The organism is Rufibacter roseolus (assembly GCF_017916365.1).
Taxonomy (GTDB): Bacteria; Bacteroidota; Bacteroidia; order Cytophagales; family Hymenobacteraceae; genus Nibribacter; species Nibribacter roseolus.
The window spans coordinates 20,096-37,439 of sequence record NZ_JAFMSU010000001.1; the positions used below are offsets into that span (position 1 = coordinate 20,096).

Consider the following 17,344-nt stretch of genomic DNA (forward strand, 5'->3'; position numbering starts at 1 on the left):
CAGCCAGAAACTCCCCTCCTAATTTAGAAAGGGTGGCAGGAAACAATGCCAAGACAAGCCAGTAAAAACCGGCATTCTACAGGTTGTTTCAGGCTTGTTTTTTGGAAATCAGGCCTGAGACACAGCACTTTCATTTTCTTCTACAGCTATTTCCCAGCTTTTGCGTACAGGTATATATTCATTATTCTTAATGTTTACCCGCAATCTGTACGGTTATGGAATCTCTGAAGAAGTTTATAAATATCGCGGTGATGACGTATTTGCTCATTGCCTTTCTGTTTCTGCTGCGCATACTAAGCGTATCTAAGTTCGTGATGCTATTTGACTTAGCCCATGACGCCGAGTTCTTCAACTACCTGCTTTGGATTGGGGCCGTGTTGCTGCTGGCAGAACTCTTGGTAGAAAACGTGTATATTGCCACGCTAAAACGGAGCCTTGAGCGCGAGCGCCGCCAACACACGGAACTGAAGGCGAAACACACCGAGTGGAAAGCGAAACACTATGACCAGCAGCTGAAAACCTCGGCCGCGCCGCTTATCCCGGAGCCTGCCCCTACCAGAACTGAGCACGTGCCGCCGCAAACTAGCCGCAACCCGGATACTTCGGCGGAGGATGAGCAGACTTTGATTATCACGCCGGCTCCTATTCCGCCAACCGTAAATCCGGACGAAAACCCCAACCTGCCGCCGGCAGAACACCGGCCTTTTGTATAGTACATGAATACCTCTCCTTCTGCCCTCATTCTGCAGGAACTGCAACAAGCCCAACAAGTCCTCACCGATTTTCTGGCCCAGCCCGCCACCGTTTCCTCTATTGAAGCGGCGGCGCAGCTCATGGCCAACAGCCTGAAGAACGGAGGCAAGATTCTTTCCTGCGGTAACGGAGGTTCCATGTGTGACGCCATGCACTTCGCCGAGGAACTCACCGGCCGCTACCGCGATGACCGGGCACCCATGGCCGCCATCTCCATTTCAGACCCCAGCCACATGAGCTGCGTGTCTAACGACTACGGCTATGACCACATTTTCTCCCGCTACGTGCAGGCCCTGGTAAGACCCGGCGATGTGTTGCTGGGCATCAGCACCAGCGGCAACTCAGCCAACGTGCTCAAAGCCGCCGAGGCCGCCAAAGCCCAAGGTGCCCTTGTGGTTACGCTCACTGGCAAAGATGGCGGCAAACTGGCTCCGTTGAGCGATGTAGAGATCAGAGTGCCCCATTTCGGCTACGCCGATAGAATCCAGGAAATCCACATCAAAGTCATCCACATCCTGATTCTGCTGCTGGAGAAACACATGGCCTGATAAAGTCGGTCCTTTACTTACAGGTACGCTTTGCGCCTGCTTTTCTAAAGACAGGCCTAAAAAATTCCTTTTACATGTACACTCGGCTCCTCTTAGCTTTTAGGTTTGAAGGGGGATCTGGTCAGTGCTTTGCTTCTAGTTATCTGTCACGGAATTTATTGCAGCCGCTTGCTGTTGGGCTTCAAAATAATATCCAAAATTGTATTAGAATCATCTATGCTTGTAAAGACCTTCGGAAGCGCCGTACAGGGCGTGAATGCCTTCACCATCACCATTGAAGTTAACGTTTCACCAGGCACCAAGTATTTTCTGGTAGGCTTGCCAGACAATGCCATCAAAGAAAGCGAACAGCGGATTGAGTCGGCGCTCAAGCACCATGGCTACCGGATGCCCCGCCAGAAAGTAGTCATCAACATGGCTCCCGCTAACGTGCGCAAAGAAGGCTCGGCCTACGATCTGCCCATAGCCCTGGGTATTCTGGCCGCCTCTGAACAACTCCTCACCGATCATCTGGAAGAGTACGTGATCATGGGCGAACTGGCGCTGGACGGGGAGCTCCGGCCCATCAAAGGCGTGCTGCCCATTGCCATCCAGGCCCGCAAAGAAGGATTCAAAGGATTTATCCTGCCCAAGCAGAACGCCCAGGAAGCTGCCATTGTGAACAACCTGGACGTGATTGGCGTGTCTAACTTAAAAGAAGCCATTGATTTCCTGCGTGGCGATCTGGCCATTGAGCCACTTAAAGTAGATACCCGCGACGTCTTCCAGATGACCATGCACCAGTACACCGCCGATTTCGCCGATGTACAGGGCCAGGAAAACATAAAGCGGGCATTGGAGATTGCCGCGGCTGGCGGCCATAACGTGATTATGATTGGTCCACCCGGTGCCGGTAAAACCATGCTGGCCAAGCGTCTGCCATCCATCCTGCCGCCACTTACCCTACATGAGGCGCTGGAGACTACAAAAATCCATTCGGTAGCCGGTAAACTGGGCGCACAGGGTTCTCTCCTGGCGCAACGGCCGTTCAGGGCTCCGCACCATACCATCTCAGATGTGGCACTGGTAGGCGGAGGTGGAAATCCACAGCCCGGCGAAATCTCCCTGTCGCATAACGGGGTTCTGTTCCTGGATGAGTTACCCGAGTTCAAACGCACGGTGTTAGAAGTCATGCGCCAGCCCCTGGAAGAACGGCGGGTAAGTATCTCGCGGGCTCGCCTTACCATTGATTTCCCGGCCAATTTTATGCTGGTGGCCAGTATGAACCCGTGCCCCTGTGGCTTCTACAATGATCCCAGCAAAGACTGTGTCTGCGGACCGGGCGTGGTGCAGCGTTATCTGAACAAAGTAAGTGGCCCCTTGCTGGACCGCATTGACCTGCACGTGGAGGTCACCCCAGTTTCTTTTGATCAGATGACGGAGACCCGCAAAACCGAGACCAGTGCCGACATACGCGAGCGGGTAGAACGGGCGCGCCAATGGCAGGCCAAACGTTTCCAGGATTTCCCCGACATTCACTCCAACGCCATGATGCCTCCGCAGATGGTAAAAGATCTGTGCCGCATCAACGAGGCCGGCCGCTTGCTCCTGAAAGCTGCCATGGAGAAACTGGGGCTCTCGGCCCGCGCTTATGACCGAATTTTAAAAGTAAGCCGCACTATTGCCGATTTGGCCGGTTCTGAAGACATCAAGATAGAGCACCTGGCTGAAGCCATCCAGTACCGCAGCCTGGACCGCGAAGGCTGGGCTGGCTAATACTCCTTCAAAGACTCACATTTTCTCTTTCCTCCTGATAGACTATGCTTTCCCAAAGCAGTTTGTCAGAAGGATTTTTATTTCCGCTTAGGATAGGGGTTATCTAATATAAGGCTGTCTAGTAGAGGAAGCATGGCAACGCAAAAGCCCCTTGCTCTCCCAAATGCATGAATGTGGGGTAGTGCGTGACAAAAAAAGTAAGAACCTTAACCTCTTAAAATTCACCCATATGTTCACTACCCTCAAAGATTCTTTAGCAGCTCAGGCCAGAGACTTTATACTTACTTTTTGGTATATACAAAAACCAATATTTATTCTAAATAGCATTACCCATTACTAAACCTCAAAAACATCTAAACCCTTATTATCCACTCATGAAAAAAGTAGTTTTTTTGATTGCCGCATTATTCACTACCTATTTTGCCCAGGCCCAGGACGGCATCAAATTAGGTTTGAAAGCAGGTGTTAATGTGAGCAGTGTTGTTGGCAAGGACACAGAGAATCTAGGTAACCTCCTTGGTCTTCATGCGGGCGGTTTCTTAGACTATGGTCTTACAGATCAGTTTTCTATCAGACCTGAGCTCCTTTACTCTTTAAAAGGCTTCTATGCCGAAGCCGAGGAAGAAGACTTTGAGTATAAATCATACCTCACCTCCCACTACATTGACCTTCCGGTACTAGGCAGATTTAAAGCTGGTAATTTCTTTATTGAGGCTGGCCCAACCTTCTCCTTTCTGTTAAGTGCAAAATCAAGAGACGAAGGCGAGATCATGGGCGAGGAGTATGAAGAAACCGAAACCGTGACCGATGAATTCAACAAATTTGACCTTGGCATTGCGGCCGGAGTTGGCTACCAGTTCCAGAGCGGTCTTGGCCTGGGCTTACGCTATAACCGTGGTTTGAGCAAGTTAGATAAGTCAGGAGAAGCCAAAGCCTTCAATTCTTCCTTCCAATTGGGCGTGAGTTACACACTGAGATAATCGCAGAAAGTATCTTTTCCTGCATACCTCCCTTGCCGGACGTTTCCCTTCATCAATTACCTAACCTAAATCATAAACTTCATGAAAAAGCTATTATTCTTTATTGCTGCATTGTTCACCACTTACTTTGCCCAGGCCCAGGAGGGCATTAAATTGGGTATCAAAGCAGGCGGGAACTTTACCAACGTTATGGGTGATGACCTGGATGACGCTGAGTATATCTTTGGTTTCCATGGTGGTCTCTTCGCAGACTACGGCATCTCTGAAATGGTCTCTATCCGGCCAGAATTACTGTACTCTTTGAAAGGCTTCAAGTTTGAAGGTGAAGAAGACGGCGAAGAAGTCACGCTGAAATCAAGACTTAGCTACATTGATGTTCCAATCCTGGCCCACATTAATGCCGGCGGCCTGTTTTTTGAGTTAGGACCTACCTTGGGTTTCATGGTAAACGATAAAAACACGCTGGAAATTGATGGCGAAGAGATTGACCTGGATACAGAAGAAGGAGAAGGCTACAAAAAATTTGAATTCGGGTACGCTGCTGGTATAGGTTACCAGATGCCTGCTGGCCTTGGCATTGGGCTGCGCTACCAGGGTGGTATCACCAGCATCAATGAAGATGATGATATCAAAGTTCGTAACTCTGTCTTCCAGTTGTCTTTAAGCTACATGTTTGGAGGTAGATAATCCTCTCTTCAAATGATTTTAAAAGGGGCCTCACATGAGGTCCCTTTTTTATTTGCCCCTTGTTGGGGTTATATAGGCTCTACTACGTTATTCCCAAGTTCTACCCTCATGACCAAGCAGAACCTCTTCGTGTACTTTGCACTATTCTTCAATAACTTACCCTCATTGCACTCCAAAACAGCAGGCTGATCTAGCATCTAACATAGGAAAAAGAACTAAATCTTAGTATTTAGCGCCGCATTCTTCCCTCTAAATACAAATTTTAAGATCAAACCCTCATTCCATGAGAAAACTACTACCATTCATAGCGGCACTATTTACTACTTACTTTGCTCAAGCCCAGGAAAGCACCAACTTTGGGGTAGTAGGCGGAGCCAACTTCAGCAACTGGACCGGGGCGAACGTAGGCGGAACCAAAAGCAAAGCAGGCTACCACGTAGGTGCCTTTTTAGATTATAAGTTTTCTGCCTTTGCCTCATTCCGCCCGGAGATTCAGTTGTCTAATAAAGGCTTTAAAACGGAAGGCGAAGGTGATGCCATACTGAGGGCTCAGGTAAACTACATTGATATTCCGGTCCTATTCCGGGTGAACGCTATTGGTTTGTTCTTTGAAGGCGGACCCACTATAAGCTATAAAATCTCCTCCAGGCTCAAGATAACGGAGGGTGACAGTAAAATCTCTACGCCACTGAACGGACTCAAAAGGGTAGACATTGGGTATGCGGCTGGTCTTGGCTATGAACTGCCCGCTGGCATCGGAATTGGCTTACGGTACAATGGCGGCCTCTCAAAACTTCCTAGAAAAAGTGAAGCAAAAGTCTATAACTCAAACGTTCAGCTATCATTGAGCTACATACTTATAAGAAAGTAACCAGTTCTCGCAAAGCTAAAGGGCCTCAGATGAGGCCCTTTAATTTTACCCATGCAGTCCCCGCACCTATTCTACCTACTTACTCCCTGAATCAGAAACTTACAATCCATTTTCTTGCCATGAGCTTAATGGCCATTTTCCTGAAAACAGCCCTTAAGAAGAAATACTTATTTTTTATTTCCGGCATAGACGTGTATTGCTTAGAACCTGGGTCAAAAAGGGCTAATACGTTGAAAAACAAAGCTTCTAAACTGCATTTTTATCTTTTTCTAAGTTGTTTAAAATGAAGTTTTCCTTCCTGTTCAGAAACTTAATCTGTAAAAAAACAACATTTTGCTACGATACCGTATAATGGGGTGAGTTTTAAAAGGGTATGTCAGACAAACAACCCATAACCTAATTCTATTACCTCTATGAAAAAGATTGTATTATTTGTAGCAGCCGTGCTTTCATTTGGTATTGCACAAGCGCAAACTGGCCCAAAATTCGGAATCAAAGCTGGAGTAAACTACTCTAACATTTCAGGAAAAGAGTTGGCCAACGAAGATATCTACCAGAACAAACTAGGCTTTGTGGGTGGTATCACCTCTAACTTTGACCTGAGCGGCGATGGCTTCCTGTCTATCCAGCCAGAACTTCTTTTCTCGCAGCGCGGCTACCAGTACCGTGATGAAAAGTACACCATTGGCAACAATGAATACAAGAGCAAAGGTGACATGAACTATAACTACCTGGACTTACCGGTTCTATTAAGAATCAACGCCGGTGGTTTGTTCTTTGAAGGAGGACCTCAAGCCTCTTACCTGTTAGGGATCAAAGACAATACAGAAACAATCGTCAACGGAAGAGACACTGATACTTCCAGAAAGGTAGAGAAAGACCAATTAGCTGAATTAGAGATTGGCTACGCCGCTGGTTTAGGATACCAGGCCCAAAATGGCCTTAGCTTAGGTCTGCGGTATACCGGCGGCATCAACGCCCTCGCCAAAGATAATGACAACGATGAGTTGGCCAATGCCCGCAACTCTGCCTTCCAACTTACCCTTGGGTATGTGTTTGGTGGCAGATAATCAAAAGTAAATTCTTGAAATAGGAGGAACGGCCGCTGGCAGTTCCTCCTATTTTTTACCCTTATCATTCAGGCACTTAGCTTTCGCAAACCCTAAATCCCAGTTTGACATGGCCATTACCTGAATTTAGGCACAGTGTTTGATAAAATATCTTCAAACAAGGGAACTAAAATCAACTTTTTAAAATCATGAAAAAATTCGTCTTCTTATTTGTAGCGGTTGTAGCCTCATATGCAGCACAGGCACAGGCAACCTTCGGGATCAAAGGAGGTCTTAACTATTCTAACCTCTCCGGCGATCTTCAGAACGAGGAAAGATTCAACAACAAAATAGGTTTCAACGCCGGGGTTTATTTCAACGCACCCGTTGTAGGTGATTTCTTCTCTATCCAGCCAGAGGTGCTGTACTCCAACAAAGGGTATAAGTATGATGACAAAGTAGAGACCAACCTGCTGGGCACTGAGTACCGCTACGAAGGAACTGCCAACTTCAACTACATTGACGTTCCGGTTTTGGCCCGCGTAAAAGCCAGCAGCTTCTTCTTTGAGGCCGGTCCGCAGGTTTCTTACCTGGTGAGCGTGAACGACAAAACCAAAGAGTACCGCAACGGCGAGTTGGTAGACCGCAACGTGAGCGAGAAAAGCAAATCTGGCTACTCAGACTTTGAGGTAGGCTACGCTGCCGGTCTTGGATTCGCGGCCGGAAACGGCATCAGCTTGGGTCTGCGTTACAACGGCGCTTTCACAGAACTGACCGATGATTCTCCAGCCCGCGGCGAGTTCAAAAACGCCCGTCACTCTTCAATCCAGTTATCTTTAGGCTTCCCGCTGAGCAGATAATATAAAGGAAGAAAACATAAGACTTTGCAGAAGTAAAAAGCCCTGCCCTCATCAAGAGGGCAGGGCTTTTCTGTTTAGAGGCCATTTTCAGCAAATCGGCTTGAGAACGGCGGCGTTTAAGTTTTTAGTTCTTGCCGTGCAATTGGGCAAAATGCTGGTAGAACAGCGGAATGGTTTCAATGCCTTTCATGAAGTTGAACACCCCAAAATGCTCATTAGGCGAGTGGATGGCATCTGAATCCAGCCCGAAGCCCATGAGTACGGTATCGGTCTCCAGCACAGACTTGAACATAGCCACAATTGGAATAGAGCCGCCGCTGCGTACCGGCACCGGCTTCTTCCCGAAGGTGTCTTCCATGGCCTTGGCCGCTGCCTGGTAACCCGCCGAGGTGGTAGGCGTGACTACCGGCTCACCTCCGTGGTGCGGCTTCACCACCACTTTCACGCTGGGTGGGGCAATAGACTCAAAATGTTTCTGGAACAACTCGCTGATTTCCTCTGAGGTCTGGTGCGGCACCAGGCGCATAGAGATTTTGGCAAACGCCTTGGACGGAATCACCGTTTTGGCGCCCTCTCCGGTGTAGCCACCCCAGATGCCGTTCACATCCAGGGTAGGCCTGATAGAGTTGCGCTCCATGGTGCTATAGCCAGCCTCTCCGTGTACATCAGACAGGTCAAGGGCTTCTTTGTAGGCATCCAGGCTGAAAGGGGCACGGGCCATCTCGGCGCGTTCTTCCTGGCTCAGTTCCTCCACGTTGTCATAGAACCCGGGAATGGTGATGTGGTTGTTCTCATCGTGCAAGGAGGCAATCATCTTACACAGAATGTTGATGGGGTTGGCCACCGCCCCGCCGTATAAACCGGAGTGCAGGTCACGGTTAGGTCCGGTCACTTCTACCTCGTGGTAGCTGAGGCCGCGCAAACCGGTGGTTACCGATGGCACATCGTTGGCCAGCATACCGGTGTCTGAGATGACAATGATATCGGCGCTCAGCCTTTCTTTATTTTCTTTCACGAAGGTGGCCAGGTTCACGGAGCCTACTTCTTCTTCGCCCTCAATCATGAACTTCACGTTGCAGGGCAGTGTCTGCTGCTGCATCATGGTCTCAAAAGCTTTCACGTGCATGTAGGTCTGGCCTTTGTCATCGCAGGCACCGCGGGCGTAGATTTTCTCGTCTTTGATCACGGGCTCAAACGGCGGCGAGTTCCACAGTTCATAAGGATCTGCGGGTTGCACGTCATAGTGTCCGTACACCAATACCGTTGGCAAAGCCGGGTCAATGATTTTATCGGCGTAGACAATGGGGTTACCCGCCGTCTGGAACAGCTGCGCGTTGTCTGCCCCGGCAGCCTCTAACTTCTCTCTCAGGAATTCAGCCGCCCGCATCACGTCTCCTTTAAAAGACAAGTCTGCGCTCACCGATGGAATACGTAACAACTCCAGCAACTCTTGCAGAAACCGGTCTTTGTTCTCTTCAATATAGGCTTTCATAGTATGGGATTGATGATGGGTGAAGTTAAAAACAAAAAGCGTCCTTCTATGGGAGGAAAGCCGCCTTAATCATGAATTCGCTTTTAATAGGCTCCTGCCGGATTCGCAGATGCGCTATGCAAAATAGTATTTCCGGTTTCAGCCCGGTTTTCTGAAAATGGCCTGAAAACGGAGAAGCGGCAACTGGCTAGGTTCGGAGCAGGTTACTTTTTGCCGAAAGGATTGATGTTGGCTTTGCTTTCCACGCCCTGCAACAACCGGTTGATGTTCTTCTTATGGGTCAGGACCACCATCACGGCAATGAAGATCCCGAAGATAGGCAGCAGCAGGTTATCTGGCCGGAACATAGGCAGCATCAGGAGCAAAGGGAAAGAAATGGCCGCCAGCATGGAACTGAGCGACACGTATTTGGTTAAAAGCAGCACCACCACAAAAATACCTAGGCAGATCAGGGCCACCGGCAGATGCACGGCCAGCACCATGCCCATCACCGTGGCCACGCCTTTGCCTCCTTTAAAGCCCACGTACACCGGAAAAATATGACCAACCACGGCTACCACGCCCAGAATGAGTTTGAACATGATCAGTTGCTGCGGTTCAATCGCCTCCCAGTTCACCAGCAGGTTGGCCAGCGACGTGGCGGCCCAGCCTTTGAAGATATCCACGGCCATGACAATAGACCCGGGCTTTTTGCCCAGCACTCTGAAGGTATTGGTAGCGCCGGCGTTGCCGCTGCCGTGCTGCCGCACGTCAATGCCATAAAACTTTTTGCCCACCCACACCGCCGTAGGGATAGAACCAATCAGATAAGCCAACAAAATGATTCCGCCAATAATGACTATCTCCATGCTATTCTGGTGTTAGATGCGTGCGTTTTCTCCTATCTGGCAACTGTTCTTGCGTTTTAGCTGCCTTTTATCCTTCAAATATAGGCAAACCCGCAGCATGGCCCAACACCCCGGCCGCCGGACACGAAACATCCCGTTTCCGGGCTGTTTATGTAAAATCAGCCGGAAAACGGGATGTTCAAAAAGGTAATGAAGGTAAGCTGCCTCTCAGTTAGTTGCCGGTAGGCGGAATGTCGGGCGGGGTCTCCCCTGCTTTCTTCTTCTTGTCTTTTTTCTTTTTGTCAGAAGTCTCTTCCTGGCCGTTGGTTACCGGGGTTTCAAAGCCTGAAGGAACATCAACTTCTGCCTCCTTCTTTTTCTTCTTGTCTTTGCCTTTGGCTTCTTCTACCGGAGCTACCGGGGTTTCAAAGCCAGCGGGAACGGCATCAGTGGCCTCTTCTTTCTTTTTCTTCTTGGATTTAGGTTCCTCTGGCTGGGTAACTGGGGTATCAAAGCCCGGCGGGGTGGCGCCAGTGTCCACCATTTCTTCGCCTTTCTTTTTCTTCTTGCTCTTCTTGCCAGAGTCTTCCTCAGTGGCGGTGTCAAAGGTATTGTACACCGGTTGCGGCGCCGCTTTCAGAGGCTCTTTGCCCAGGTACGTCTTCCGGAAGTAATTCACAAACTCCATTCTGTCTATGTCCTCCAGCGGGTAGAAGGTGTAATCCCCCCCGGCCACGGTTCTTCCTTTTGACTTGGAAGCCACCGCTCCGTTGAACTGCGGATCTGAAGAAGTCATTCCCAGGCCTCCTTCAAAGAAGTTGAAGTAATACCACAGATAAGGATTCACCTCCAGGTACATCGCAACGGCATCGCCGGTGGCACCTGCTTTTATCTCAATGTAGCCGGTGATCTTGGCGTTTACATCCGTTTTGTCAATACCCGCTATACTGATTGGGCCTACGCTGTACCAGGCATTTTTCTTTGGCGACCATTTAAGGTTCACCTGGTTCAGTACCAGCGTATGGATGAGCTTCTCAGAGATCTTTGAGAAAGGCACGTATCCTTTGGCCGTTGCAGCCGTGAAAGCGGGCACGCCTTTGTCGCCAATGAAGGCCGCCAGTTTAAACGGAAGCGTAGGGTTGTTTAAATCTATCCCTTCCGGAAGTCCGGCTACCTCTTTCGCCACTTTGGCGCCCATGCTTTCTATGGCCTGTTCCGGTGCGTCAAAGTCAAAGGCCATAAAGGTGTCTAACTCATACTGGCTGCTATCAGTGCGCCCGGTACCGCTGCCCACGGTCGTCATTTTGAAACCTTTCACGCGTCTGATAAGGTTGAACTGTCCGTCGTACTTGGCCTCTTTGGTAACATCATTGTACTGGAGCATGTTACCGGTGTAGGAGTTTCCGTAGGCCCGGCCTTCATCTCCTATCTTGTACATCTTTTCTTCCTTGTTGAAAGAAAGTACTCCCTGCACGTCAAACACGTCTATGTCATCGTCAAACTGCTTCTTGGAGACAAACGTGTTGTAGATCTTACCTGAGGTGGCGTTGATGTGGACCCCGGTTTTGAGCGGCGTTCCATCTGCCAGGGCCGGGTCCTTGATTTCTATGCGCACATCCTCCGGGTCCACGCCGTCGCGCTTGTACGGGAACCAGTCGGCGCTCTCCTTGCCCCCGAAGAGCATCTTGGCATGTCCGTCAAAGTTCAGGGTCTTCTTGTTGGAGGCAATGGCCACGTTACCGTAGTAGCGCACTTTAGGGATGATAAACAGAGTGTCTTTCTCCGGCACCGTTCCTTCGGCCAGGAAGAAGGCCGGGGCTTTGGGCTCGTCTTTCTTCCCGCCTTCTGGTCTCTGCCAGGCAAACTTATCAAACTTGATCTTGTAGGCGTCTCCGCCGGCATTGGCGAAGGTATAGATAGCGTTACCCGTGATACCAAACCGGTTATCCACGTGCAGTTCCCCTTTCACCATCTGGTGGTGTTTCTGCACAGAGTCCATGGCCAGACTGGCTCTCTGGAAGGTTCTCAGGTCGGCATCCTTCATAAACTGCACCCGGTTGCTGTCTGGGACAATGTAGCTGTCTCCAACAGGAATGTACGGCACCCCGGTAGCCACCAGCGTATAGTTGCTGAAATCATAGGTGGCTCCTTTGGCTTTGAAGGCCAGCGAGTCGTCACCTGTTTTCATAGAGTAGAAGTAAGACTCGCCCCCGTCTGTATTGCCGCTGGTGAGGGTGAGTTTCCTGGTTTTGAAATCCCACTTACCGGCAGACAGAGAAGATTTGTACTTGGCAAACGGAAACTCAGTCGTAGCGCTACCTATTCTTTCGGCTTTGTACTCTGCGTAGCCTTCATCCATGTGGAAATCCAGAACTACATCATAGGTTGTGAGCGCGGGCGTTTTCTTATCAGAGGAAGCCACTTCCATACCGGCCTGGTTTCCGTGGATGAGGCCTTTCTTGAACACGAAATGCGGTGACTTCATGGCCACTTCTTTGTTCTCCACCACGCCATTCCCAAACAAGGAAGACGGCGTAAAGCCCAGCATGCCTTTGTAAGTAAACCGGTCGTTGAAGATGCTCATGAGCTCGCGGTTCACGGTATGGATCTGCAGAGTATCTTTATAAGGTTTCCAGTTCATCTTGAAGGCTTTGAAGGTTCCGCTAGGGTAAGAACCCTGCGCCACAGTGCCTTCTTTGAAGCTTCCTTTCTTTCCTACCTCGGTAATAGCGGAGTCCACGAAGAACACAAAGCCCGGTGAGTACATGGTAGCGGTCTGGTAGCTCAAAACACCTTTCCCACGCAAACCTTTGGTATCCATGGTAAGCGTATCGGTGAAGCGCCCTTTGCCGCCGTACACCGCGAAACCTGCCTTAGGCACCGGATACTGGAAGCCCAGCGCCCCGTCTGGCTGAATGGCCAGTTTGGTCTCAAAAGGCGGGAAAATGCCCCCCGAGTTGAACGTTCCCTTGAACCCGATGACGTTGTGCTTGGTACTGGCCATGCTGTCTATCTTGAACGGCGGAATGTTGAAGTACACAGTTGTGTCATACACCCCACCCAGGATCTCGGGTTTGTTGAAGTATACCGTAGCCCCGGAGATAGCATCCAGCGCCGGGTAACCCTGTGATTTCTTACTGCCAGATTTATTGTCTGGGCGGTTAAGGTACAGTTTGGCCTGGCCTTTTCCGCCGCGGTTTACCAAGGTGAAAGGCGTTTCCTTTTCTTTACCGTCCTTGGCCTTGGTTCTGGTGGTGAGTACCGTAGAGTCTATTTTGGCCAGGTCAATAAAGAAGCCGTCATAGTCAAAAAGGAATTCCTTGCCTCTGAAGCTAAAGTCAGTAGATTTGACTTTACCGTTGAAGAGCATGTTACGGTTCTTCTTGATGCGTACGATCTGGCTGTCTGGCTCCACTACTACTGAGGAGTCTTTGTTAAAGGCGAAGGATTCCACCCCCCGCAGAATCAGGTCACCGCTGGCCAGGTCCAGCGTAGCATTGCGGCCCGCCGGAGACAATGCGTTCAGGTTGATGTAGTCGTAGTCTTTCTTGTTACGGGAGGCGTCCACATAGTGGTAGGCTTTCTCGCGCAGGTGCACCAATCCCGTGGTTGCGTCATAATCCAGGAAATTTTCCTGGGCCAGGGTAGTGAGCGCCTGGTGCAGCACCTCCTTCTTGATCTTTGTGTCTTCAGACATCTGCGCCAGATAGAACGTCTGGCTGCCCACCTTCGCCCCGTAACCTACGGTGGTGTACAGCGGGTGGAAGTTGGAGATGGTCTTGATCTGCTGAAAACGCGTCTCGGTGAAGTATTCCTTGGAGTTCACCTGCACCGGCACCTGGTTTTTCGCCGTCAGGATGGAGAACTCAATGTTAGGCTCCGTGATGTTCCAGGCGGCCATGTCAGTGGTGAGCTCCACCTGGTGGTAAGAATGGTAATAAGGCGTGAGTTTGTACAGGCCCTCGGGGTTGATGAGCACCAGCCGTTTGCCGGCCTTGTTGTACTTGAACTTCACGCCCGGGTGGGTGATGGAGTCTTTCCCCTGGAACAGGGCTATACCCGCTTCGGGGGCGGTGATCAAGGAATCGTTGATGGTGTAGTTACGCGAGGTAGCCCTGAATTTGCGCTCTCCTTTGTCTGACACCCAGATAGTGGAAGGGCTGGCATCCAGCGCGGCACTCATGAGTGTACCGCCAGCCAACGAAAGCCCACCCAGGTACTTGATATCTTCCCCGAAGCGCTTGATTTTGGCGTTATTAGTGTGCGAGATGAACTTAGGATAGCCGTTATCTCCGTTTGCTTTAGCCTTGGTAAGCCGATATTCCAGATTCCCCCGGATGCTGTTTTCCAATACCGCCGGATAAGTTAGCGTTACATCCTCGGCCTTGAAAGCCGGTTTGGCTATCTCAAAAGTAAGGCCTTTGAATTCGGCGGTAGCATCTCCGCCCAATTGGTTCCAGACCAGTTTTCCGCCGTTACCGGCATAGATTCCGTTGGCCAATGAAATAGCCCCGGTAGCTTCCTTGATGGTCACTGAGTCAGATGCGGAGGTAAACACCATGTTAGATTTCTCCAACACCACCACCGGACCAGCCAGCACCGGCAACGGAGCCGCAAAGTATTCTGCCTCCACTGGTTTCACCGGCTCTGCCTTCTCTGGTACCGGTTCTTTTTTAGCCACTGCAGATTTAGTACCTGTTGACTTCTTAGCGCTGCTTGATTTCTTGGCGGTTTTAGGAGCGGGCTTGCTCGCTTTCTTAGGCGTGTCCCAGGCGGCCCAAGGGTCTTCCTCTACCGGCTTGGATGCTTTTTTGGGAGCAGCCCAGGGATCATCTTCCACCGGTTTGGCTACCTTCTTGGCAGCGGGCTTGGGGGCCGCCGCCGTGGCTTTGGCGTCTGGGGTTTGCTTGGAGGTTGTTTTACCGGCAGTAGCAGGAGTAGCGGCAGGCGTTTCCTGTGCTCCCCAGCCAGAATCAGCGGCGGGAGCCGCGGTGCCCTCGCGGTACTCAAACGTAAAGGCGCCGCCTTGCGCCTGCAGGCTGTTGGTAGGTCCTTTGTAGAGTGTTTTGCTCAGCAAGAACTGCTGGGTGTTGGCCAGGAATTTCTCATATACCTTGATATCCTGCTTCTGGAGGGTCTGCTCCATCACTTTAAGCAGTTGGTCCAGGTTAGCGCCGGTGTACTGGTGCAGGTTCACGCTGGAGCCCACCGTACCCAGGAAATTATCAAAGTGCGGCCGTGACTTGAGCTTTTTCTTGAGCATTTCCTGCGCCAGGTCCATCACCTTTTTCTTCTGGGAGGAATTCAGGCGGCCGCTGGCCCAGGCCTCTTCAAAACCGGTGCCCACCTGCACGGCGGCGGCGTTCTTGGTGCCGGCCATCATGGCGCGCATGTCCAGCACAAACTGCTCAGGATCCTCGGCGGAGACCTTATAGCTTTGGGCATGGCTGACTAGGCCACTCAATAAAAGAATCAGAAAGAGGTAACAATGCTTCATAATCAATAGGCTGATTAACGGACTATTTTGTGGCTGTTTTCCGGAAAATGGCCGAAACCCAGTTGTTCTTGTTTCTGGACGACTCAAAAATAAGGCCAAGCTCCGTGGCCCTTTCCTGCAGTATGGGAAGGTCTTCGGTGTAGAAGCCGCTCAGCACCAAGGGATCGCCTTCCTGCAGCAATTGGCTGTAGACGGGCATGTCCTCCAAAAGCACGTTGCGATTGATGTTGGCCAGGATGAGGTCAAAGGGCGCTTCGCCCTGCAGCACGGAGGCATTGCCCAGGCGTACTTCCAGCGTTTGGCAGTTGTTGCGCTCAGCGTTCTCGCGGGCGTTCTCCACAGTCCAGTCCTCAATGTCCACGCCCAGCACCTCGCGGGCGCCCAGCTGCTCGGCCATGATGGCCAGGATGCCGGTGCCGCAGCCCATGTCCAGAACGCGCTTACCAACGTGGTCAAGGGTCAATTGGTTTTCAATCATGAGCGTGGTGGTCTCGTGGTGGCCCGTCCCGAAGGACATTTTAGGCGTGATCACGATGTCGTATTGAACTCCCTCGGGCTTGGGATGGAAATCGGCGCGCACTGATACTTTATCGGCGATGAGCAGCGGCTCAAAGTTCTTTTCCCACTCCTCGTTCCAATTCTGCCTGGCGATGCTGCGGGTCTCGTAAGGAAACTCGCCGGCGAAGCTGTAGCGCTCCAGAACTTCCTGCAGGTCTTCTTCAGAAAAACGGTCATCTTCAATATAGGCCTGGAAACCTTCCTCGGTGTCCTGGAAGGTGTCAAAGCCAAGTTCGCCCAGCTCCGCGATCAGGATTTCTGAGTATTCTGGCGATGCGGTGATGGTTACTTCAATAAAACTCATAAGCGTGTTTATACAAATTCTGCCATTTGACAGAAGAGGTGGTAAATATTTCAACGAAAATAAGAGTAAAATCTTGCGTTTTAGACTTATTTCTAGAAAAGGAAGCGAAAAGCACAAAATAAAATATCGGCCTCAGGCCACGCCAGATGCGATAGTAAGTTGGCTTAAAAGCATTTTGGGCCTGTTTTCTGCAAAACAGGCCCAAAATATAAAGATTATACTATATAAATATTCGGGCTCCCTGTAAGGCTGCCCACCCAACAGAGACTAGAAGGATTTAATGATATCGGTGAAGTCTCTTGACTTGAGCGAGGCGCCGCCGATGAGGCCGCCGTCTACGTCTGGCTGCGCAAACAACTCTTTGGCATTACCGGGATTGGCGCTACCGCCATACAGAATGGTTTTGTTGTAGGCCGCCTCGGCATCAAACAAACGGGAAAGCTCTTCCCTGATGTAGGCGTGCATCTCCTGCGCTTGCTGGCTGCTGGCGGTACGGCCCGTCCCGATGGCCCAGATGGGCTCATAGGCGATCACGATCTGGTCAAACTCCTCGTTGCTCAGGTGCGCCACGGTGTCCCGCAGTTGCTGGCCTACGTACTCAAAATGGTTTTCGGCCTCCCGTACTTCCAGCGGCTCGCCGCAGCAGAAAATAGGCTTGATGCCTTGTCCCAAAGCGGCTTTCATTTTCTTGAACAGCAGGTCTGCGTCCTCATGATGGTACTGCCGGCGCTCTGAGTGGCCCACCAACACGTACTCCACGCCCACAGACTTGAGCATAGCCGCCGATACCTCGCCGGTGTAGGCGCCGCTCTCGTGGGCGCTCACATCCTGGGCCGCCAAATGCATGCGCTGGTTTCCCTGGATAAGCTTGCTGATGGAGTGCAGGAACGGGAACGGCGGCGTTACGATCACCTCCACGTTGTCTGCGGTGACCTCGTCTTTCACCATGTTGTCAATCTCACTTACCAGCGCCTGGGCATCCTGGTAGGTTTTGTTCATTTTCCAGTTGCCGGCAACAATGTTCTTTCTCATAGCCACTAATGATTGAAATAGATGGAAACGGCCACTTCTGGCGCAGCCGCCTTTTAGGTTCATTTTTCTGAAAACAGTTCTGAAACGGCACAGACCGTTGAGGGCTTGCACCGTTGGGCCGCTAAGTTAAG

The 17,344-nt window shown here is 50.8% G+C and carries 12 protein-coding genes and 1 pseudogene; 8 read left to right on the forward strand and 5 right to left on the reverse strand.

Annotated features, from left to right (window positions below; translation table 11 throughout):
- Window positions 1-215: 215 nt before the first annotated feature.
- The 8 genes from J3P35_RS00100 (at window position 216) to J3P35_RS00135 (ending at window position 7,503) form a co-directional block, all read left to right on the forward strand.
- The gene (locus J3P35_RS00100; RefSeq protein ID WP_210461916.1) at window positions 216-713 is read left to right on the forward strand and encodes a hypothetical protein; all 498 of its coding nucleotides are present in this window, start codon (window positions 216-218) and stop codon (window positions 711-713) included.
- A 3-nt stretch (window positions 714-716) separates the two neighbouring features.
- Window positions 717-1,301 carry a D-sedoheptulose 7-phosphate isomerase gene (lpcA, locus tag J3P35_RS00105; protein ID WP_210461918.1) on the forward strand — a complete coding sequence of 195 codons (585 nt, stop codon included), beginning with the start codon at window positions 717-719 and terminating at the stop codon, window positions 1,299-1,301.
- A 216-nt stretch (window positions 1,302-1,517) separates the two neighbouring features.
- Entirely contained in the window at window positions 1,518-3,056 is a 1,539-nt protein-coding gene (locus J3P35_RS00110; protein ID WP_210461919.1) for a YifB family Mg chelatase-like AAA ATPase, read from the forward strand.
- A 374-nt stretch (window positions 3,057-3,430) separates the two neighbouring features.
- Complete coding sequence (locus J3P35_RS00115) at window positions 3,431-4,036, forward strand: porin family protein (protein ID WP_210461921.1); 606 nt, start codon at window positions 3,431-3,433, stop codon at window positions 4,034-4,036.
- A gap of 81 nt (window positions 4,037-4,117) precedes the next feature.
- The gene (locus J3P35_RS00120; protein ID WP_210461923.1) at window positions 4,118-4,723 is read left to right on the forward strand and encodes a porin family protein; all 606 of its coding nucleotides are present in this window, start codon (window positions 4,118-4,120) and stop codon (window positions 4,721-4,723) included.
- 283 nt (window positions 4,724-5,006) lie between these two features.
- Window positions 5,007-5,594: a porin family protein gene (locus J3P35_RS00125; RefSeq protein ID WP_210461925.1), complete on the forward strand. Its 588-nt coding sequence runs from the start codon at window positions 5,007-5,009 to the stop codon at window positions 5,592-5,594.
- 413 nt (window positions 5,595-6,007) lie between these two features.
- Complete coding sequence (locus J3P35_RS00130) at window positions 6,008-6,664, forward strand: porin family protein (RefSeq protein WP_210461927.1); 657 nt, start codon at window positions 6,008-6,010, stop codon at window positions 6,662-6,664.
- Window positions 6,665-6,852: 188 nt separating this feature from the next.
- Window positions 6,853-7,503: a porin family protein gene (locus tag J3P35_RS00135; protein WP_210461929.1), complete on the forward strand. Its 651-nt coding sequence runs from the start codon at window positions 6,853-6,855 to the stop codon at window positions 7,501-7,503.
- A gap of 124 nt (window positions 7,504-7,627) precedes the next feature.
- Here the strand turns inward: J3P35_RS00135 and J3P35_RS00140 are convergent.
- The 5 genes and pseudogenes from J3P35_RS00140 to tpiA form a co-directional block, all read right to left on the reverse strand.
- Window positions 7,628-9,007: pseudogene (locus J3P35_RS00140) on the reverse strand (dipeptidase); the annotation flags it as partial.
- 191 nt (window positions 9,008-9,198) lie between these two features.
- Window positions 9,199-9,843 (reverse strand): glycerol-3-phosphate 1-O-acyltransferase PlsY, encoded by a 645-nt coding sequence (plsY, locus tag J3P35_RS00145; protein ID WP_210461933.1) that lies wholly within the window; start codon window positions 9,841-9,843, stop codon window positions 9,199-9,201.
- Window positions 9,844-10,054: 211 nt separating this feature from the next.
- Window positions 10,055-15,319 carry a hypothetical protein gene (locus J3P35_RS00150; RefSeq protein WP_210461935.1) on the reverse strand — a complete coding sequence of 1,755 codons (5,265 nt, stop codon included), beginning with the start codon at window positions 15,317-15,319 and terminating at the stop codon, window positions 10,055-10,057.
- Window positions 15,320-15,341: 22 nt separating this feature from the next.
- Complete coding sequence (prmA, locus tag J3P35_RS00155; RefSeq protein ID WP_210461937.1) at window positions 15,342-16,181, reverse strand: 50S ribosomal protein L11 methyltransferase; 840 nt, start codon at window positions 16,179-16,181, stop codon at window positions 15,342-15,344.
- A gap of 267 nt (window positions 16,182-16,448) precedes the next feature.
- Window positions 16,449-17,213 carry a triose-phosphate isomerase gene (gene tpiA, locus J3P35_RS00160; RefSeq protein WP_210461939.1) on the reverse strand — a complete coding sequence of 255 codons (765 nt, stop codon included), beginning with the start codon at window positions 17,211-17,213 and terminating at the stop codon, window positions 16,449-16,451.
- Between the last annotated feature and the right edge of the window lie 131 nt (window positions 17,214-17,344).